The organism is Gordonia sp. NPDC003425 (assembly GCF_053588635.1).
This window is the reverse complement of record NZ_JBSFQI010000008.1, coordinates 110388-128914: the sequence shown is the minus strand read 5'-3', so window position 1 is coordinate 128914 and position 18527 is coordinate 110388. Positions and strand designations below refer to the sequence as shown.

At 66.9% G+C, this 18527-nt stretch carries 17 protein-coding genes; 6 read left to right on the top strand and 11 right to left on the bottom strand.

Features of this window, described 5'->3' with window-relative positions; all coding sequences use genetic code 11:
* Positions 1-66 precede the first annotated feature (66 nt).
* Positions 67-321, bottom strand: a complete 255-nt coding sequence (locus ACWDTD_RS12135) for a hypothetical protein (RefSeq protein WP_449747349.1) — start codon at positions 319-321, stop codon at positions 67-69.
* Positions 322-403: 82 nt separating this feature from the next.
* Between ACWDTD_RS12135 and ACWDTD_RS12130 the strand changes: the two genes are divergently transcribed.
* On the top strand, positions 404-1363 hold the full coding sequence (locus ACWDTD_RS12130; RefSeq protein ID WP_449747348.1) for a GlxA family transcriptional regulator: 960 nt from the start codon (positions 404-406) through the stop codon (positions 1361-1363).
* 8 nt (positions 1364-1371) lie between these two features.
* Here ACWDTD_RS12130 and ACWDTD_RS12125 read toward each other — a convergent pair whose 3' ends face one another.
* From ACWDTD_RS12125 to ACWDTD_RS12110, 4 genes are all read right to left on the bottom strand, one after another.
* A complete protein-coding gene (locus ACWDTD_RS12125; RefSeq protein ID WP_449747347.1) occupies positions 1372-1884 on the bottom strand; it encodes a hypothetical protein in 513 nt (170 codons plus the stop codon).
* A gap of 52 nt (positions 1885-1936) precedes the next feature.
* Positions 1937-2416 (bottom strand): Dps family protein, encoded by a 480-nt coding sequence (locus tag ACWDTD_RS12120; protein ID WP_449747346.1) that lies wholly within the window; start codon positions 2414-2416, stop codon positions 1937-1939.
* Positions 2417-2519: 103 nt separating this feature from the next.
* Positions 2520-2951 carry an organic hydroperoxide resistance protein gene (locus tag ACWDTD_RS12115; protein WP_449747345.1) on the bottom strand — a complete coding sequence of 144 codons (432 nt, stop codon included), beginning with the start codon at positions 2949-2951 and terminating at the stop codon, positions 2520-2522.
* Between the two features lie 51 nt (positions 2952-3002).
* Positions 3003-3446: a Fur family transcriptional regulator gene (locus tag ACWDTD_RS12110; RefSeq protein ID WP_449747408.1), complete on the bottom strand. Its 444-nt coding sequence runs from the start codon at positions 3444-3446 to the stop codon at positions 3003-3005.
* Between the two features lie 168 nt (positions 3447-3614).
* Here ACWDTD_RS12110 and ACWDTD_RS12105 point away from each other — a divergent pair, with 168 nt between their 5' ends.
* From ACWDTD_RS12105 to ACWDTD_RS12095, 3 genes are all read left to right on the top strand, one after another.
* A complete protein-coding gene (locus tag ACWDTD_RS12105; RefSeq protein WP_449747344.1) occupies positions 3615-5405 on the top strand; it encodes a CocE/NonD family hydrolase in 1791 nt (596 codons plus the stop codon).
* Between the two features lie 248 nt (positions 5406-5653).
* Positions 5654-6625: an isopenicillin N synthase family dioxygenase gene (locus ACWDTD_RS12100; RefSeq protein WP_449747407.1), complete on the top strand. Its 972-nt coding sequence runs from the start codon at positions 5654-5656 to the stop codon at positions 6623-6625.
* A 7-nt stretch (positions 6626-6632) separates the two neighbouring features.
* On the top strand, positions 6633-7991 hold the full coding sequence (locus ACWDTD_RS12095) for an amidohydrolase family protein (RefSeq protein WP_449747343.1): 1359 nt from the start codon (positions 6633-6635) through the stop codon (positions 7989-7991).
* A gap of 5 nt (positions 7992-7996) precedes the next feature.
* Here ACWDTD_RS12095 and ACWDTD_RS12090 read toward each other — a convergent pair whose 3' ends face one another.
* Positions 7997-8671 carry a hypothetical protein gene (locus tag ACWDTD_RS12090; RefSeq protein WP_449747342.1) on the bottom strand — a complete coding sequence of 225 codons (675 nt, stop codon included), beginning with the start codon at positions 8669-8671 and terminating at the stop codon, positions 7997-7999.
* Positions 8672-8842: 171 nt separating this feature from the next.
* On the opposite strand from ACWDTD_RS12090, the gene ACWDTD_RS12085 reads away from it, so the two are divergent.
* Entirely contained in the window at positions 8843-10567 is a 1725-nt protein-coding gene (locus tag ACWDTD_RS12085; protein WP_449747341.1) for an APC family permease, read from the top strand.
* A 28-nt stretch (positions 10568-10595) separates the two neighbouring features.
* Here ACWDTD_RS12085 and ACWDTD_RS12080 read toward each other — a convergent pair whose 3' ends face one another.
* The 5 genes from ACWDTD_RS12080 to ACWDTD_RS12060 form a co-directional block, all read right to left on the bottom strand.
* A complete protein-coding gene (locus ACWDTD_RS12080) occupies positions 10596-12047 on the bottom strand; it encodes a hypothetical protein (protein ID WP_449747340.1) in 1452 nt (483 codons plus the stop codon).
* A 121-nt stretch (positions 12048-12168) separates the two neighbouring features.
* Positions 12169-13395 carry a lipase family protein gene (locus tag ACWDTD_RS12075; RefSeq protein ID WP_449747406.1) on the bottom strand — a complete coding sequence of 409 codons (1227 nt, stop codon included), beginning with the start codon at positions 13393-13395 and terminating at the stop codon, positions 12169-12171.
* Positions 13396-13575: 180 nt separating this feature from the next.
* Positions 13576-14604 carry a fused (3R)-hydroxyacyl-ACP dehydratase subunits HadA/HadB gene (locus ACWDTD_RS12070; RefSeq protein ID WP_449747339.1) on the bottom strand — a complete coding sequence of 343 codons (1029 nt, stop codon included), beginning with the start codon at positions 14602-14604 and terminating at the stop codon, positions 13576-13578.
* 44 nt (positions 14605-14648) lie between these two features.
* Positions 14649-15677, bottom strand: a complete 1029-nt coding sequence (locus ACWDTD_RS12065; RefSeq protein WP_449747338.1) for an aspartate-semialdehyde dehydrogenase — start codon at positions 15675-15677, stop codon at positions 14649-14651.
* Positions 15678-15686: 9 nt separating this feature from the next.
* Entirely contained in the window at positions 15687-16952 is a 1266-nt protein-coding gene (locus ACWDTD_RS12060; RefSeq protein WP_449747337.1) for an aspartate kinase, read from the bottom strand.
* 213 nt (positions 16953-17165) lie between these two features.
* Between ACWDTD_RS12060 and ACWDTD_RS12055 the strand changes: the two genes are divergently transcribed.
* A complete protein-coding gene (locus ACWDTD_RS12055; RefSeq protein ID WP_449747405.1) occupies positions 17166-18473 on the top strand; it encodes a hypothetical protein in 1308 nt (435 codons plus the stop codon).
* The last annotated feature ends 54 nt before the right edge of the window (positions 18474-18527 follow it).

Genomic DNA, 18527 nt, shown 5'->3' with positions numbered 1-18527 from the left:
TAGCAATCGCACGGCCCGTGCCGACACGTCATCGAACACCACGACGCCGCGCCCGGCGGTGGGTCATCACGGGGTGGGGGCGCTCGTCAGGCCATCACGCCGGTGGAGGGTCAGCACCCGCAGTTCCTGGCCGATCCGGTCGGCGTCGGGACCGCCGTGCTCGCCCAGAGACGGGGTGTCGAGACCCGATCCCGCGTGGTCGAACCCGAAGGGAATCGCGGGAAGGTCGCGATCCCAGTGCAGGCGGACCACCGCGTAGATCGCCGGCGTGACGACCAGCGCGAGAATGAGGCAGAGGACGATGTTCTGCGCGAGGTTCATGACAGAAATTATTTGTCCGAGCATATCCAGCCACCAGTGGCATCAATGACAACCATCGACAAATTTCTGCCATACTGGTCGGGTGCTCAGGAGTGTCGCCGTTCTGCTCTATTCCGAGGTCGCGCTCTTCGAGTTCGGGGTGATCAACGAGGTCTTCGGGCTCGATCGCACCGACGACGGTGTGCCCGCCTTCGACTTCCGGGTGTGCTCCATTCAGCCCGGCCGGCCACTGAGCATCGGCAACGGCGCGACGGTGATCGCCCCGCACGGACTCGACCGCTGCCTCGACGCCGACCTCGTCGCGGTGCCCGGTGGGAGCACGTCGGGCGAGTACCCCGGCGAGGTCCTCGATGCGCTGCGCGGTGCGGTGGCCAACGGGGCGCGCGTGCTCACCGTCTGTTCCGGAGCGTTCGTCGCGGCCGCCGCCGGACTCCTCGACGGGAGGCGCTGCACCACGCACTGGCGGTACGGCGAGAAGCTGGCGCGCATGTACCCGCGCGCGTCCGTCGACATCGACGTGCTGTTCGTCGACGACGGACCCGTCACCAGCAGCGCGGGCACCGCGGCGGGCATCGACGCGGCACTACACCTGGTACGGGAGGAATGCGGACACGAGGCGGCCAACCGGATCGCACGCCGGATGGTGGTTTCCCCGCACCGCGACGGCGGGCAACGCCAGTTCGTCGAGATGCCGATGCCGACATGCGAGTCCGACGGGTTCGCCGCGACGCTCACGTGGCTCATCGAGAACCTGGATCGCGAGATCCGGGTGGACGAGATGGCCGATCGCATGCACATGTCGGCACGCACGTTCGCGCGACGATTCGTCGACGAGGTCGGGGTCTCGCCGCACAAATGGCTTGTCGAGCAACGCGTCCTGCGCACCAGGGAATTGTTGGAGACCACTTCGTTACCGGTCGAGGAGGTGGCAGCGGCGGTCGGGTTCGGGTCGGCGACGCTGCTGCGCCATCACTTCAGTGCCGCGGTGGGCGTGTCACCGACCACCTATCGGCGGCGATTCGCGGCGTCGACCACCGACTGAACGCGTCACTAATCGTCGGTCGCAACGGGGTCGGGCGCAGCGGGGTCGGTCGCAGCGGGGTCCGCGGTCTCGTCGGCGTTCTCGTACGACTCGTCGAAGGAGACCCGGGGCGTGGTCGCAAAGTGGAGCAGTGCCGCACCGGCGAAACCGAGCGCCGCGAGCGCGAAGAGAATGGCCACCACCACCGCGGCGACGTGCACCGTCGCGGTCAGCAGCCCGTCACCGCGGGTGGCGAGCGCACCCGCGGTGAGGAGAACCGCCGCGAGTAGCGCCCACACCGCGGCGCGGACACGCGGCGCCACCACCGAACTGTGGAACAGCCGCTGATAGAGCGTGACCTCGAATTCGTCGACGGCCGCGAGCCGCACCGCGTCGTCACCGGCAAGGGCACGCAAATCGCGCGCCAACTGCACACCGGAGCGCAACCGTTCGGGATCGCCCTCACGCGACCGCGTGTAGGCAATAACCGCGATGGTCGCCGCGAGCAGGCCCAAACCGGCCATCACACCCCAGTTGTCCACGGGATCACACGCTACAACCCCGCCGCCGGCTGCCGGATCGGCGGCGTCGGGCTCAGGCGACCTGCGCCTGCCACATCCAGTGCAGTTGCTCGAGCTTCGAGGCGAAGCCGATGAGCAGGTCCTGGGTCACCGGGTCGGCCTCCTCGGTCAGCTCGATCCGGGTGCGCAGACCCGCGATGACCGCCTTGAGGTTGTCGACGATCGCCGCGACCACATCCGCATCCGAAGTCCAGCCGTCACCGAAACCGGTGGTCGCAGCGGTCTTGGCGACCGTCTCTGCGCGACCGTCGGGAGACACGCCGATCGCGGTGGCACGTTCGGCGGCGTCGTCGGTGAAGTCACGGCTCACCGTGACCAGTTCGTCGAGTTCGAGGTGAACCGACCGGAAGTTGCGGCCGACGACGTTCCAGTGCGCCTGCTTGGCGATCAGTGAGAGGTCGATCAGGTCGACCAGGGTTTCCTGCAACGCGCGGCCGGTCACGGCCTTCTGCTCGTCGGAGAGCGTGCTGGTGATGGGGGTGCTGATTGTCATGTGCTGACTCCTTCTTGTTGAGCGGATTGAGCTCGCTTCGCGCTGGTTGAGCTTTCCTCGCGCTGGTTGAGCTTTCTTCGCGCTGGTTGAGCTTGTCGAAACCTCACACCCGGACGGTGATGTTGTGGTCGATGTTGCCCTTGGTGGCCTTGGAGTAGGGGCAGAAGGCGTGCGCCCCCTGGGCGAGTTCGAGCGCCTTGGCCTCGTCGACGCCGGGGATGTACGACTCGATGTCGACGACCAGTCCGAAGCCGCCGTCGGCGGGGTCCTTGCCGATCCCCACGGTCACGGTGACGGTCGACTCGTCGGGAAACGGCGAGCCCGCGGACTTGGAGGTGGCACGCAGGGCGCCGAGGAAGCACGCGGCATATCCCGCCGAGAACAACTCCTCGGGATTGCTGCCCTCGCCGCTGCCGCCGAGTTCGGTCGGCGGACGCATGTCGAGATCGATACGGCCGGTGTCGGACACCACTTCGCCGTCTCGACCGCCGCCGGCGGCCTTGGATGAAATGCGATATGCCGGTTCGATTGCCATCACTGTCTCCTTCGTATTGTCTGCCTGCGCGAACCGCGGGCAGGGAACTCACTACTCGGCAACGTCAGGACCCGTTCGCGCCCGGCAGGCCGGGCACAGACCCCAGAAAATGACCTCGGCCTCGTCGACGAGGTATCCGTGGTCGTCATCGGGCGCCAGACACGGCACCCGACCGACCGTGCAGTCGACGTCGACGATCTGCCCGCACGATCGACACACCAGGTGGTGGTGATTGTCTCCGGTTCGCGTTTCGTATCGCACCGGCGATCCTGCGGGTTCGATCTTGCGGAGCAATCCACGTTCGGTACATGCCCGCAAAACGTCGTACACGGTCTGCGTGGACACACCTCCGAGTTGCTCTCGCACGCCTCGTGCAACGAAATCGGCTGTCGAGTGCGGACTTTCGTGCAGGATCTCCAGAACCGCCAGACGGGGAGCGGTGACTCGCATGCCCGCTGCCCGCAATCGGCGCTGAAATGTCCGGCCGTCCTGCATGGTTTCCACGCTACTCCCTTTCTGGAATTAGTCCAGTTGTTGGAATAGATCCAGTAAGTTCGGCTATCGGTGCAGGTCGGGCCGAATTCGGCCGTTCTCTCGTGCGGCAGGGCCGTGTCTGCCAAACTCCGTCGGTCGGGAGCACGGGTCGGCCGAGAAGGAGATGGCATGCACAGATCGCTTCGATGGACACTGGCAGCGGTCGCCGCCGTTGTCGGTGCCGTGTCGTCGATGACCATCACCCCGGACGTCGCGGCAGCAGCGACGGGTTACTCGGTCGCCACCCTGCACTTCAAGGTCACCGGAACCTCCGCGGGCACCTGCGATGTGGTGGGCGACGTGTACCGGCCGGCCGGAGCGTCGGCATCGAACCCGGCACCGGCGATTCTCACCACCAACGGCTTCGCGGGCTCCAAGGACACCCAGGCCCCGTTCGCGAAGTTCTTCGCACAGCGCGGCTACGTGGTGCTCTCCTACTCCGGACTCGGGTTCGGTGGATCAGGGTGCAAAATCAGCTTCGATCGGCGCAACCCCGACGGCGTCACCGCCGCGCGCCTGGTCTCCTATCTCGGTGGCGCACCGGGAATCGCCTTCACCGACGCCGCACACACCGCACCCGCACCCCCGCTCACCATCGTGCAGCACGACCGGGTCGATCACCTGGGCGTGCCGCACCCCGACGACCCGCGCGTCGGCATGGTCGGCGGTTCCTACGGCGGTCAGATCCAGTTCGCGGCCGCCGCCGTCGACCCCCGCATCGACACGATCATGCCCATGATCACGTGGAACGATCTCTCGTATTCGTTGGCGCCCAACAACACCGATCGGGTCACCGGCGTCACCACCGCATTGGCCGGCTCGGCCAAGATCAACTGGAACGCGTCGCTGGGAATCGGCGGAATCGCATCCGGCATCAAGTACGCCGATGTCGACCCCGTGCGGCTAGTCGGCTGTCCCGACTACCCCGTGGAGATCTGTCAGGGATTCGCCGACATGATCACCACCGGTTCGATCAACCAGAATGTCGTCGACTACCTCCGAACGAGTTCGGTCTCCAGCTATCTCCCTGCCATCCGGATTCCGACGCTGCTCATCCAGGGGCAGCAAGACACACTGTTCAACCTGAACGAGGCGGTGGCCACCTATCGCGGGCTCTCCGCACGCGGGGTGCCGGTGCGGATGATCTGGTACAGCGGAGGCCATTCCGGCAATCCCGCCCCCGGCGATCTCGACATCTCGGCGCCCGATCCCTACTCGGGCTACACGGTCCGCCGAATGGTCGACTGGGCCGATCACTACCTCAAGGACACCGATGCGGCAGTGGGCCCCCGGTTCGCCTGGTTCCGCGACTGGATCTCGTATCAGGGCAGCGCCACCCCCGCCTACGCCACCGCGGACGCCATCGACGTGAGCAGCCCGCGACGGTACGTGCTGTCGGGGACGTCGCTCTCGCCGGCCGGCGCGCCGGCCCTTCCGGCCACCGCGCGTTTCGTCACCGCGCCGCTGGGATTGCCCACCACACACGACAAGCCCGATTCCCTCGGGCTGATCTCGTTGCCGGAGAACGACATTCCCGGCACGTACGCACAGTGGGACACCGCGCCCCTCGACACCGGTGTCGTCGTGGTCGGGGCGCCGACGGTCACCGTCAAGGTGAATGCGCCGGTCGCGCCGAACGCGCCGATCGGCGACAAGCTGGTGTTGTTCGGCCGCATCGTCGACGTCGACCCGGCGGGCGGTGCCACCACGGTGCGCAACCTCGTCGCCCCGGTGCGCATCCCCGACGTGAACCGACCGTTCACCATGACGATGCCTGCCTTCGTCCACCGCTTTGCCCCCGGGCATCGCATCCGGCTGCTCATCTCGGCCGGATCGACCAACTACCGCGGCTCGATGCCGTCGATACCTGTGTCGATCACGTCGAGTGACCGCCAGGTGCTGACACTCCCGACGACCTGACACCCGCATCGTTTCGCGTTCGAGTGGCGCGTCGGGGACACCTGCCGTAAGCTCGTCGCCACGAGGTCGCGTGTAACAGTGGGCAAGAGTCCCGGTGTTCGCGTCCGCGGGGCCCTTCTCTCCGGTCTCGCGTCGAAAAGCGCATGCGGTCTCATTTCGCAGAGAGAGATAGACCCATGATCGACACCACCATTTCCGGCACTTCTGCCGGCCCTTCCGCCGACTCCGCATCCGAGTCGGACTACGCGATGACCGAACTGAACCGGGAGGCCGCCATGGGCGGCCTGGGTACCGAGACCACCGACCGGGAGGTCCGCCGCATCAGCCTGGCCGACTTCGATCGCCGGCGCAGTGAGATCGCCGACGAACTCTGGTCCGCGGCAACCGATATCGGCTTCTTCCAGGTGGTCGACCACGGCATTGACCTGGCCGAGGTGGCACACGCCTTCGACATGTCGGCCAAGTTCTTCGCCCTCCCGCGCGAGGTGAAGGAGCAGTACCCACTCAAGAAGGGGCAGAACGCCGGCTGGGAGTTCATGAGTCAGGTGCGGCCGTCGGTGGGCACCCCCGACCAGAAGGAGTCCTACCAGTTCACCCGTCCCCGCATGGAAGGCCTGTGGCCCACGGAGGATGAACTGGCCGGATTCCGTTCCACCATCGAAGATTTCGAGCACAAGTGCTGGCAGATCGCGATGAACCTGCTCGGCTGCTTCGCGGAGAAACTCGGCCTCGACCGCGACTTCTTCACCCGTGCACACGATCCCGAGTCACCCACCTACCAGAGCACGCTGCGCCTGCTGCACTACTACGCGTTCCCCGACGAGATGCTCGACCAGGAGAACGTGTGGCGCGCCGGTGCGCACACTGACTTCGATGCGCTGACACTGCTGTTCCAGCGCAGCGGGCAGGGCGGGCTGCAGGTGTTGCCGGGCGCCGAGGCGCAGGGCCAGGCATGGACGCCGGTCGAGCCGTCGGATGATGCGATCACCTGCAACATCGGCGACATGCTGATGCGGTGGAGCGATGACCGGTTGCCGTCGAACTTCCACCGGGTGCGCGCGCCGCGTCGTGGTGAGTACAGCGGACCCCGCTACACCATCGCCTATTTCGCCCAGGCGAACACCGACGTGCTGATCGAGAGCGCGGCCGGCACCTACCCGCCGATCACCGCCGCCGACTACATCGCCCAGCGCTTGTCGGCGAACTTCGACAAGAAGTGACCCACCGATGACAGCGGACCAGGTGCTGCCGGAGCGGCGGCCCACCACATTCAGTGATGTGACCGTCTACTCGGGCGGCACCTGGCTGCCGCATCGGGACGTACGGGTTGTCGACGGTGTTGTCGCGGCCATCGACGCCACGGCCATCGACGCCGCCGGCTCCCCGGACGCCGGAAGCAGTGAAACTATCACTGCGACAGGTGGATTCCTGATTCCCGGCTTCGTCAACACACATACCCACCTGCAACAATCGCTGATGCGGGGCATCGCCGAGTGCACCCCACTGCTCGAATGGTTGCTGGCCGTCGGCGAGGAGTCGGTGGCGATCACACCGGAGCGGGCCTACACCGCTGCGGTCGCCGCATGCCTGGAGATGCTGCGGTCGGGGACCACCACGGTGGTCGAGCACATGTGGCCACACCCGTCACCCGAGGTGCACGGCGCGGTGATCTCGGCCCTGCGCGACACCGGGATCCGCGCGGTCCTCGGACGTGGCGTGGCCGACCGGCCCGACGCCACTCGCAAGTGGGGATTCGAGCCGCGGCTGATGCAGCCGCTCGACGACGTACTCGACCACGTCGATCATCTCCGCGAGCAGGTGTCGGGTTCGGTGATCGACATCGCCCTGGCGGTACCCAACCCGCGTTCGCTCACCGAACCGGGCATGGTGAGGCTGCGCGAATTCGCGCAGGCCCGCGACATGTCGGTGTCGATCCATCTGCTCGAAACACCCACCGACGACCGGATGTGCCTCGAGCACGCCGGCGTCGGCGCGGTGGAGTACCTCGACGACAACGGTTTCCTGTGGAATCGCGTGCTGGCGGTGCATTGCGTGGAACTCGACGAGGTGGGCCAGCGGATACTCGCCGAGCGCGGGGTGGCGGTGTCGCACAACCCGTTGTCCAACATGCGACTCGGCAGTGGTGTGGCACCGGTCCCGGCGATGCTCGATCGGGGACTCGGGGTGGGACTCGGTGTCGACGGCGCGGCCAGCAACGACACCCAGGACATGCTGGAGACCTTCCGCATCGGCGCCTACCTGCAGCGCGCGGTACATCGTCGCGCCGATCTTCTCGGCTTCGGCGAGATGCTCGACATCGCTTGCGGCGGAGCCAATGTGGCACTCGGGCTGCCGGAGGTGATCGGCGGGGTCAGCGTCGGTGCCCCCGCCGACCTCACCCTGATCCGGTTCGACCGTGACTACGCCACCCTGCCGGTCCGCGACCCGGGAGCGTCGCTGCTCACCACCGGGTCACGGTCGATCGTCGACGTGGTGATGGTCGACGGCGAGGTGGTGATCGCCGACGGTCGCAGCACCCGCATCGACGAGGCCGCGTTCCTCAAGGAGATCGCCGCACTCTCCTGACGTCGTCAGGTGCGATTGCGCATCATCCGGCCGGGCCGGATGCGCGTGGACTCGGGCAGCCACCGATCCACCGAACGCCGTAGCGTCATCACCGCTGCCACCACCAGCAGGGCCGCCTGCATCCAGCCGATGACGACGATCGCCGACCACAGCTCGTCGTAGCGGAACAGCAGGTCGAGGCCGATCGGGATGCACAGCACGTTGACCACCACCAGGGTGAGGAACACACTGCGGCTGCCGCGGCTGTGGTGCGTGGCAGTCGCCACGAGCGTGATGTACTCCACCACCAGAAACAGCACCGCCGCGATCAACATCGGTACCGGAAGGGTGTGCGCCAGGCTGTCGGCCTTCTCGGGCGTCAGCCGATTCGACGATGAGCCCTGTGTAGCACCCTGGAGAAGTCGCGCGCGCAGCAACTCCTCGATCTGACCCAGGTGCGCGAATCCGTAGACCACGCAGACCAGGCACGCGATGGCCGCCGCCCACCACACCACTCGCGCATGTGTCACCAGCGCCGCGGGCGGCGCACCTGGTTCCGACCGGGGACGGGGATACAACTCGGCTCGATCCCGATCTGTCGACGTGCGCCGCAGTTCCGCGAGATCCTCGGCGTCGAGCTCGGCTTGCGTCGGGCGGTGCTCGGAGTCCCCGGCGCCCGGGGCGGTCGACGGATCGGTCATATGCCCGATCCTGCCATGCGTGGGCGTCGGCGATATGCCCGATCTGCGCATTCGATGTCCGCTTTGACCATCCGTTTGCGAATTGCCAACCGCGCCTTGAAGAATCCGCTCCTACGTGAATTTCACGTTACCCTTCCCGGGCTGACCGATGACTGGTGCGTGCTGCGGTGTTTGACTGACGCCACGTCCACCGTCTGCTGTGTCGACGGCTTCCGCACCACACCCAAGGGGCTCCGCATGTCCGAGGTCATCGTCGAATCGTCTGCGGGCGAATCCACCCAGTTACGCCGCACCGTGGGCTTCTGGGGGCTGTCGTTCGTGTCGCTCGGGTCCATCATCGGTTCTGGCTGGCTCCTCGGCGCACTCACCGCTGCATCCATCGCGGGCGGTGGCGGGTCGCTGATCTCATGGGTGCTCGCGGCGGTGATGCTCATGGTGCTGGCGCTGATCCACGCCGACCTCGGTGCGGCCTACCCGGTGGCCGGCGGCACTTCCCGGTACCCGCATTACGCCTTCGGCGGCTTCGCCGGATTCACGGCGGGCTGGACCACCTATCTGCAGGCCGTGGCGATCGCGCCCCTCGAAGTCGAGGCATCCCTCAGTTACGTCAACTCGATCGGTGACGTCAGTAAGAACTTCCCACTGGTACACAGCGACGGCACGCTCACCGTCGCGGGCATCGTGATCGGCGTGATCGCGATGGCGATCTTCGCCTTCATCAACCTCGGCGGCGCAAAACTGTTGTCCGACAGCAACACCGGTATTGTCCTATGGAAGATCTTCGTTCCGGTGCTGACGATCGTCACCTTGATCGCACTCAACTTCCACATCTCCAACTTCACCGCGGGAGGTGGATTCGCCCCGTTCGGTTTCCACGGCATCTTCGCCGCACTCCCGGCAGGTGTGGTGTTTGCACTCCAGGGCTTCGAGCAGGCGACACAGATGGCCGGTGAGGCCAAGAACCCGCAGAAAGACGTCGCCAAGGCGATCATCCTGGCGATGGTCATCGGCGCCCTCGTCTACATCGGCCTCGAGATCGCGTTCGTGGGCGCGCTCAATCCGGCACAACTGGCCCAGAGCGGTTGGGCGAACCCGATCGGGAAGGGCGATTACGGGCCGTACTACACGCTGGCCATCTCTGCCGGGGTCACCTGGCTGGCCGTCATCCTCATCATCGACGCCATCGTCTCCCCGGGCGGTACCGGACTGATCTATGTCGGCACCACGGCGCGCATCTCCTACGCACTGGGCCTGCCATCCGCGATGACCAAGGTGTCCAAGCGAGGAGTCCCGGTGTGGTCGATCATCGTGGCCACGGTGTTCGGCATCCTGTTCCTGCTTCCGGCGCCGAGTTGGCAGCAACTGGTGTCCGTGATCACCGGCGCCACCGCGATCATGTACGGTTTCGCGCCGATATCGTTGGGCGCCTTACGCAAGGGTGATCCGAGCCGCAATCATCCGTACCGTCTGCCGGCTCCACAGGTGATGCTGCCACTCGGCTTCATCTTCGCCAATCTGATCATCTATTGGGGCGGATGGGACACCACGTGGAAACTGATCGTCGGCCTGCTGATCGGACAGGCGATCTTCGGACTGGCCGGCCTGGGCGGGGCCAAGTCGGTCGATCTCGCTCGCGCGCGGTGGAGTTCGGGGATCTGGATGTGGGCATGGTTCGCCGGCATCCTCGTCATCAGCTATCTGGGCAACTACGGCGACCATGCCGCGAAGAAACTGCCCGACGACTGGGACGCGCTGATCGTGGCGGCGTTCGCGCTGGTGTTGTACTACGTGGTGATCAACACCGTCCAGCAGCGCAGCGACATCGAGACCGAGGTGGCCGTCGACCTCGAACACGATGCGGGCATCGAGCTGCAGGCACCGTCGGGCATCGCGTAACCGCCCGCCGCGGTGTGCGACGCGACGGTCAGTGGGCGATCTTGAGCATCCGGCCGATCGTGGCCTGCCACAGCGACCCATCCGGACCGATCGTGCCCGTCAGCTGAAGCGGTTCGTCTGCGGGCGCGACACCTACCTGTCGGTTCACCACCCGCCGTCCGGTGGCGAAGTCGATGGCAACGTAGAAAACGGGACCGGTGTGCGCGATCGCGCCGGGCACGTAGGGTCCGTACCCGAGGGCGTGGATCAGTCCGTCGGCCCGGGACAGCTTGGGCAGCGACGCCAGGCGGTCGCTGCTCTCCCAGATCCGCCGGCAACCGTGAGCGCTCACGTCGATTCGGGTGGCGCCACCGGAGAATGCTGCCCGGGCCGGCACACTCGGACCGTCGACGGCCTGCGGTGGGTACTCGTATCCGTAGGTACTCGGGATCACGAGGGAATCACCCCACGCCATCGGAGAGTTCTCGGTGCCCGGACCCGACGTTCCGAACGCCCTCATCCGGCAGACCTGCGACCCGTCCGCGCTGCGGTAGACGATCAGATTCGGCGGCTCCGCGTTGTCCACGATGGCCACCCAACCATCCCCGCCCGGCCCGAAATATGTTGGCGTGGTGCCAGATCCCCAGGTGAGCTGTCCCGGCCGACGAGCCGGACCACGATCGTAGGACCGCCGCCAGACGATCTGGGGCGCACCATCGCCGCCGGTGCGCACCTCGTAGAGCGCATGCGTGGTGATCACCGAGACCCCACCCGCACGCACCGACAGCCCGTTGCCCAGATCCTCGCCGCGCGGTAACCGGATCGTCCGGGCCCGGCCGGCATCATCGACGATGCCCACCACACCGTGGGTGGTGGCGAACCACACCTGGTTGCGTCCTGTCCCGCCGTGTGAGGGCCACGCCGGCGCCAGCGCCGTGATCGCGTCGCCGGCCGGCACCCACCGGGATACATCGATGCGTTGCGACACGAACAACCGCCACCCGGCGGCCGTGCGCCGATGTGCGACTCGCAGGACCGTACCCGACGCGTCCCCGACCACCACCCGGTCCCGATCGTCGAGATAGCCGTACACGCCGCCGAGCAGGCCACGTCCCTTCGTCAGTGCCAGCCGCGCAAGGGGCGCGGCTGTCCGCGAATCGAACAGCGTCACGGTCGGAATCACCACCGCCGGGGGCGCGGTGCTGACGAACTGCGTGCACAACGCCACCGGCATCCCGTCGCTGCCGAGAAAAGTCGCCGCACACGCCCCACCCGGCACCGACGCCGCCGCGACGTGCGCGCCGGCGCCCGGACCCGGGTTCTGCGTGCTGTCGGTCGACCAGAGATCCCCGTGCATCAGCGATGTGCCCGCCGGTCCCAACCCGGTCGCCGGGCCCGGAGCGGGTGCCGCCGAATACGTGGTCCACGCACCGGGCGCGGCCGATAGCGCGCCTGTTCCGACCAGCGCGCCCACTGCCGCGAGAAGTCCCGCCGTGACCATGATCAGCGTTGTTCGCGTCAGTCCCCGGCGGGGCCTCGGATTCATTGGCACCGAACGAAGCAACCACATCCCCGCCCGACGGGCAACCATTGCGCGCCCGATGATTTCGGCCGACCCCCGATCAGCTGTTGAGATGTGTCAGCAAGAAGTTGGTCCCGGGCAGCAGTGTGGTGATCAACGGCAGGCCATGGTTGACCACCAGCCCCGGGAAGATCGGCGGGATGGTGTTGGTCACCATCGAGACGTCGGCGCCCTGTGCGCGCCAGTCCCGGTAGAGTTGCGCGACCTGCCCGTAGGGGATGACGTCGTCGTTGATCCCACCCTCGAGCAGCACCGGAGCCGTGGGGCGCAGTCGCCCGATCCGCTGGTCGTCGACGATCTTGGCGACGGCCGGATACCGCTTGATCACCGCGGACAGCGGCTGTCGCGACCGCGTCCACGAGCTGGTGCGCTGGAATCCGAAGGTCAGACCGGTGTCACCGATGCACTGGGTGGACAGTTGCCGCAGCGCCCCACGGCCACGCGCGTTGGTTTCCTTGTCGATCACCGTGGCGAGTGCGGGATACCGGGCCTCGAGACCGTTGATGGCATAGCCGATCCCACCCACGATGAAGGTGCCGTCGATCTGATCGATGACCTTGGTCAGGTCGGCCGGGGGTGCCCCGGCGTACGCGGCCTTGACGTTGAGTTCGGGGGCATACGTCGGGGCGAGTTCCACCGCCGACGCCGATGCGCCGCCGCCCTGCGAATACCCGGAGAACGCCACCGGCGAGTTCTGCGGGACCTTGGCGACGCGCAGCGCCGCACGCGCCGCATCGATCATCGCCTGCCCGGATTCGAGCCGGTTGACGTAGGTGTGGACACCCGGCGTGCCCATGCCGATGTAGTCGGTGATCGCCACCCGCACACCGTTGATCAGCAGCAGGTTCATCTCCAGACCGCTGTAGTTCAACGCGATGCTCGGTTTGGCGGGATCGATCGCCATCGGGAAACTCATCAGTTTGGAGCCCGCGCACTGGTCGCCCTGACCGACGGTGCCCGGGCCGATCACCACCGTGGGCCGCGGTCCCTTTCCGCGCCACGGCGCAGTGGGTTCGACGACGGTGCCGGTCACCGCTGCGGGCTTTCCGTCCTGGTAGCGCGAGGTGTACATGATGCGCGTGGCGGTGCCCGGCCACTGATTCGGCAGGCCCGGTATCTGCAGCAACAACGGACTCGGCTCGCTGCGGATCACCGCACCGGGTGTCTCCGCGAACCGGGCGGGCGGCGTGTAGAAGTCGGCGGCATGCGCAGGCGCCGCCACCGCGGTCGTCGCGCTCACCGCGGCGACGAAGGTCGCCGCAGCCAACGTCAGCCGACGTCGCGTCAAGAAGAAGGACAGGACAGATTTCAAACCCCGACAGTTATCCATAGGTCCGTAACCTACCCCACAGTAGGCGAGTTACGTGAGGGGCATCTCAGCAATGGGTGGTGTTACGGTTCGCGATCCGAATCAAGCCATCCACCAGAATGAACTGCGTAGCGTCGGTCAGCTGAACCGAATGGTCGCGGTGGCCAGACCGAAGATCTTGCGTCCCAACGACTTTGCGCCCACGATGAGGACGCCGGTGCGCGTCTCCGGGTCGAGGGACTTGATCTTGCCGGTGTACTCGATGTCGCCGCCGGCGGCGGGGACCACCGCGGGTGAGGACAACCGCACCGCGAGACGGGTCAGCGCGCCAGGATCGCCCGACCAGGCGGACACGTAGCCGGCGGCCAGTCCCATCGTGAGCATCCCGTGCGCGATCACGTCGGGCAGGCCGGCGAGCTTGGCGATCGGCTCGTCCCAGTGGATGGGGTTGCCATCGCCGGACACACCGGCGTAGTTGACCAGATCACCACGCGAGATGCGCGCGTCGTACAGCGGCACCACGTCGCCGACGGCCACGTCCTCAAAGCGTGGGGTGCCGGGTGTCCGCTCGGTACCGACAGCGGAGATCCGTTGCAGCCCTTCGGGTCGCACCGTCTTGTGGTACTCCCCGTCGAGGATGTCCTTGGAAGGCACACTCACGTCGTGCACCATGATGGCGCGCGCGGCGGCAGTCATGGCCGGGTCGACGTCGTCGCCCCCGACTCCCACGACGGTGGTGTGCATGGAGTGCACGGTCTCGCCTGCGGCGTCGGTGAATGTGTTGGTGATGGTGAACATGTCGCGCCCGGCGATGCGCCGCACACCGGTCAGTTCGACGTCGGTGCTCAGTTCGTCGCCGACGACGATCGGCCGGTGCTGCTCGAAGACCTGCTCGGTCTGCACAAATGTCTCGTAGCCGACGACGATCGTCTCGAGAAGCTGCCGGTTGGCCGTCATCGCCGGGATCGCGGTGAACGTGAGCGGCGCCACCAAACCCGAATAGCCCAGAACCGCAGCGGCGGCCTCGTTCTTGTGGGCCGGATGCCGATCCTGCACCGCGCGGGCGTACTCACGGACTTTCTCGCGCCCCACCACGTAGGTGTCGTCGACGCGGTAATAGTGGCCGAGTCGGTCGGCCAGCGCCGGGGAGTCAGTGGGCGTGGACATTGGGCATCACCTATCGGAGGGGGTCGCGGAGAAGGGGTCGAAGGTCAGGAGACGAGGAGTTCGGCGATCTGAATGGTGTTGAGTGCCGCTCCCTTTCGGAGATTGTCACCGGAGACGAAGAGTGCGAGTCCACGACCGTCCGGTACACCGGGATCCTGCCGGATACGGCCCACCAGCGATTCGTCACGGCCGGCGGCGGCCAACGGCGTCGGCACGTCGGCCAGCGCGACACCGGGCGCCCCGGACAGGATCTCGGTGGCGTCGGCGACCGAAAGTGGTTGCGCGAACTCGGCATTGATGGACAGCGAGTGACCGGTGAATACCGGAACCCGCACGCAGGTACCGCTCACCAGCAGGTCGGGCACACCCAGGATCTTGCGGGATTCGTTGCGCAGCTTCTGATCTTCGTCGGTCTCACCCGACCCGTCGTCCACCAGCGATCCGGCCAGCGCGATCACGTCGAACGCGATGGGCGCGACGTATTTGTTCGGCGCGGGAAAGCTCACCGCCGACCCGTCGTAGACGAGTTTCTCCACGTCGTCGATCACCGCCCGCGCCTGGCCGGCGAGCTCCTCCACACCGGCCAGTCCGCTACCGGAAACCGCTTGATACGACGAGACGATCAGGCGCTGCAGGCCGGCCGCGTCGTGCAGCGGCTTGAGTACCGGCATCGCGGCCATCGTGGTGCAGTTCGGATTGGCGATGATCCCCTTCGGCGGATTCTGGGCCAACTCGCCGTTGACCTCCGAAACCACCAGCGGCACATCGGGATCTTTGCGCCACGCCGACGAGTTGTCGATCACCGTGACACCCGCGGCGGCAAAGCGCGGTGCCTGCTCGCGCGACATCGTGCCGCCCGCCGAGAACAGGGCGATGTCGAGTCCGGTGGGGTCGGCGGTCGCCGCGTCCTCCACCACGATCTCGCCGTCACCCCACGGCAGTCTTCGGCCGGCCGAGCGCGGCGACGCGAAGAACCGGATCTCGTCGGCGGGAAACTTCCGCTCCGCCAACAGGGTTCGCATCACCCCACCGACCTGACCGGTCGCACCCACTACTCCGATACGTGCTCCCATAACACTCCCCTATCGACCGGTGCCGGCATAGACGACGGCTTCCTCGTCGCCACCGAGATCGAACGCGGTGTGCAGCGCGCGCACCGCGTCGTCGAGCTCGGTGTCACGGCACAGCACCGAGATCCGGATCTCCGAGGTGGAGATCAGTTCGATGTTGATCCCGGCGTCGGAGAGCGCCTCGCAGAATGTGGCGGTGACGCCGGGGTGGCTCTTCATGCCCGCGCCCACCAGCGACACCTTGCCGATGTGATCGTCGTAAAGCAGTTCGGTGAAACCGATTTCGTGCTGGAGCCGGGTCAGCTTCTCCACGCCGGTCGGCCCGAGTTCGCGCGGCAGCGTGAACGTGATGTCGGTCTTGCCGGTGTCCACCTTCGAGATGTTCTGCAACACCATGTCGATGTTGATCTCGGCATCGGCGACGGCGCGGAACACCTTGGCGGCGTAGCCGGGCTTGTCGTCGAGTCCGACCACGGTGATCTTGGCCTCGCTGCGATCATGTGCCACACCGGTCAGAATGGCTTCTTCCACGGGAATGTCCTCCATCGAACCGGCCACCAGGGTGCCGGGTTTGGTCGAGTACGACGAGCGCACGTGAACCGGAACGTTGTATCGGCGGGCGTATTCCACGCACCGCAGCATCAAGACCTTGGCGCCGCAGGCGGCCATCTCCAGCATTTCCTCGAAGGAAACCGTCTCCAGCCGGCGGGCGTCGGGCACGATCCGCGGGTCGGCGGTGTACACGCCATCGACATCGGTGTAGATCTCGCACACATCGGCCTTGAGCGCCGCGGCGAGGGCCACCGCGGTGGTGTCGGAGCCGCCGCGACCCAGCGTGGTGATGTCCTTGGTGTCCTGCGCGACACCCTGGAATCCGGCGACCAGCACGATGTTGCCCTCGTCGAGTGCGGCACGCACCCGCCCGGGCGTCACATCGATGATCTTGGCCTTGCCGTGGCTGCTGGTGGTGATCACACCGGCCTGCGAACCGGTGAACGACTGCGCTCGCGCACCAAGTGAGCTGATCGCCATCGCGACGAGCGCATTGGAGATCCGCTCCCCGGACGTGAGCAACATGTCCATCTCACGGTCCGGCGGTGCGGGGTTGACCTGATGGGCGAGGTCGAGCAGTTCGTCGGTGGTGTCGCCCATGGCCGAGACCACCACGACCACGTCGTTACCCTGCTTCTTGGTCTCGACGATGCGCTCGGCGACACGGCGGATGCGCTCGGCCGTTGCGACCGAGGATCCACCGTACTTCTGCACGACGAGTGCCACGTTCGACTACCTCCAGGCGTTGGGTCGGGTCGGGATTACTGATCTGTCTGCCGCAACAACCTTACCGGCGCCACCGTCGGCCGACCGATCCGCGGTGCCCCCGACCTGCAGCGGTCCCCTACCATCGCTTTCGTGTCCAGTGATACCGGCGCGCGCGCCACGCGACCGCGACGCCAACCCGGGTCGCCATCGCGCGAGTCGACCGCACCGGCGCTGTCGGGACAGAACGGCAGGGCCCAGGATGAGAAGAGCCACCGGTCGCGGCCCGCGCGGTCCGGCCCCGACGCCGATGCGCCGCGTCGCTCGGCCGCGGTCCGCGCCGCGGGGTCGGCGACGGGGAGTGTTCCCGATTGGGTCCTCGCGGTCGGGGTGTTTCTGGTCATCCGCCTGGTCGGCGCCCTCGTGCTGTGGCGTTTCACCGCATTGCGCGACACCACGCTCGGCCGCGCACTGACGGTGTGGGACGGCAAGTGGATGCTCGCCATCGCCGAGCACGGTTACGCCGACATCCCGTTCGACCTCACCGATGCCCGTGGGCTGCACACCGCCGACACCGCCTACGCGTTCTTTCCCGGCTACCCGTATCTCGTCGGTGCGCTGGCGCGGCTTCCGCTGGTGAGTCCGTTCGGTGCGGCGCTCACCCTGAGCCTGCTGTTCGGCTGCCTGGCCGCCGCCGGCACCGCCCGGCTGGGCGCCCGGTCGGTGCGTCTGATGGCCCACCGATCGCCACTCGTTCGCGACCTCGACGTCGACCCCCGGCGTGTCGGACTGTTTCTGGTGGCGATCTTCGCCGCCACCCCCATGTCGGTGGTACTCAACATGGCCTACACCGAGGCGATGTTCTGTGCGTTGGCGGTCTGGGCGCTGGTCGGGGTCCTGGAGCGTCGCTGGCTGCTGGCCGGAGTGGCCGCACTCGTGGCCGGCGCCGTCCGGCCGACCGCGATCGTGGTGATCACTGTCGTCGTCGCGGCGGCCATCGTGACGTTGGTGACAGATCCGGCGACGCGTTCACTCCGTGGCGAGGGCGCACGGATCTGGGCGGCGATCGTGCTCAGTCCGCTCGGGTATCTCGGCTACCTTGCCGTCGTCTGGGCGCACACCGGATCACCCACCGGCTGGTTCCGCATCCAGACCGAAGGCTGGGACACCCGGTTCGACGGTGGGGCGGTCACGTTCAACTTCGTCAACGACTCGCTGGTCAACTCCGGCGAGGTGGCTCCGGTGGCCACCGCCTGGATCATCATCGCCACGGTGGTGTTGGTGATGGTCGCCGTCTGGTCGCGGCTGCCGTGGCCGGTGCTTCTCTACGGCACGCTGGTGGTGGCGTCGATCCTGCTCTCGAGTGGCCTGATGATCAGCCGCGCCCGGCTTCTGCTGCCCGCATTCGTGCTGCTGCTCCCGCTGGCGATCGTGCTGGCGCGGTGGCGGACGTCGGCGGCCATGGCCGTGGTGATTCCAATGGTCATCGGCTCCGCCTGGTTCGGCGCACACATGCTCACGGTGTACCCGCACGCCATGTGAGACCCGACCATCCGCGGGCACGCTCAACCAAAATCTGGGCACGCTCGACCCAGA